We start from the raw sequence: 1380 nt of genomic DNA on the forward strand, positions 1-1380 counted from the left end.
GGGTTAAGTAAAGAAAAGTGTGTCCGCATGCCACCATAACCCCAGACCACACACCACAAATCACCAAAGAATAGCTCCCCGAAAGCTATTACCCACACCATCCCGCACCTCCGGCCACATTTGTGCTAACCGCACACCGGTTGGATTAAAGGATGACCACCAACCGCCCCAGCTGCCCACTATGCGGCAACAACACAAAGAAAAACGGCACCACCAGCAAATCAACCACCCGTTGGCGCTGCACCCACTGCGGACACTCCTTTACCCGCAACACCCAAACCCACAACAAAAACACCGCCACCATGGCTTTGTTCATCCAATGGGCCACCGGCACCCAATCTCTAACCACCTTCGCCGCACACCATGGCGTAACCAGGCAAACCATGCACCACCGATTCCGATGGTGCTGGTGGATCATCCCCACACCCACCATCGACTCATTCCGCATCCATGACCAAATCTTCCTCGACGCGACCTATCTAAAGTCCGGATGCCTCCTGATCGCAGCCAGTAAAACCCACGTCATCAACTGGACCTGGGCCAGACACGAAACCACCGCCGCCTACACCGAACTCCTACGCCCCATTGCCGCACCACTAATCGCAGTCACAGACGGCGGACAAGGTGCCCAATCAGCCATCCACCACTGCTGGCCAACAACACGCATCCAACGCTGCCTCGTCCACGCCCAACGAACAGTCTGCCGCCACACCACCAGCAACCCCCGCACCGATGCCGGCAAAACCCTCTACCGCCTAGCCCTGAAACTCACTCGCATCACCGACCTTGACCAAGCATCCACATGGGTCGCCCACCTGCACGAATTCGACCACACCTACCGGGAATGGATGAACGAGAAAACCACCATCAAAGACCCTGCTACCGGCGCCTACACCAAGGTCTACACCCACCAACGCGTCCGAGCGGCCTATCAATCATTGCTATCTCTGCACCGCAGAGACCTGCTGTTTACCTACCTGCAACCCCCACCAACAACCATCGACCCCGACAACCTTGCAGCAACAACAAACAGCCTCGAAGGTGGCATCAACGCCCCCATAAAAGAACTAGCCCGCAGACACCGCGGACTATCACTACCGCATCAACGCACAGTGATGGATTGGTGGCTGTATCTACATACAGAAGTCCCTGACGATCCGGTCAAGATCGCCAGGGACCAACGATGGGGTCAAGACGCACTTTCCACAGCAACAGACCTGATCACCCACAACACCACAGCCACTACCAATGACATCGGTGCACCAGCAGAATACGACACCGCCATCGACACCAGCTACCAACACAACCTCGGCATCCAAAAAGGCTGGATCAAATAACCGCAACACGCCCGGAAAAGACACACTTTTCTTTACTTAACCC

At 55.9% G+C, this 1380-nt stretch carries 1 protein-coding gene; it reads left to right on the forward strand.

The genetic code is table 11. The features are described 5' to 3' along the window. Positions 1-152: 152 nt before the first annotated feature. The gene (locus QP982_RS10610; RefSeq protein ID WP_069359385.1) at positions 153-1337 is read left to right on the forward strand and encodes an IS256-like element IS3503 family transposase; all 1185 of its coding nucleotides are present in this window, start codon (positions 153-155) and stop codon (positions 1335-1337) included. Positions 1338-1380: the final 43 nt, after the last annotated feature.

The sequence above is a fragment of the Corynebacterium sp. MSK019 genome (genome assembly GCF_030232425.1).
Classification (GTDB): Bacteria; Actinomycetota; Actinomycetes; order Mycobacteriales; family Mycobacteriaceae; genus Corynebacterium; species Corynebacterium jeikeium_D.

Excerpts from the sequence above, each read along its gene's own strand:
- QP982_RS10610 (WP_069359385.1), top strand. The coding sequence starts at position 153 with ATGACCACCAACCGCCCCAGCTGCCCACTATGCGGCAACAACACAAAG.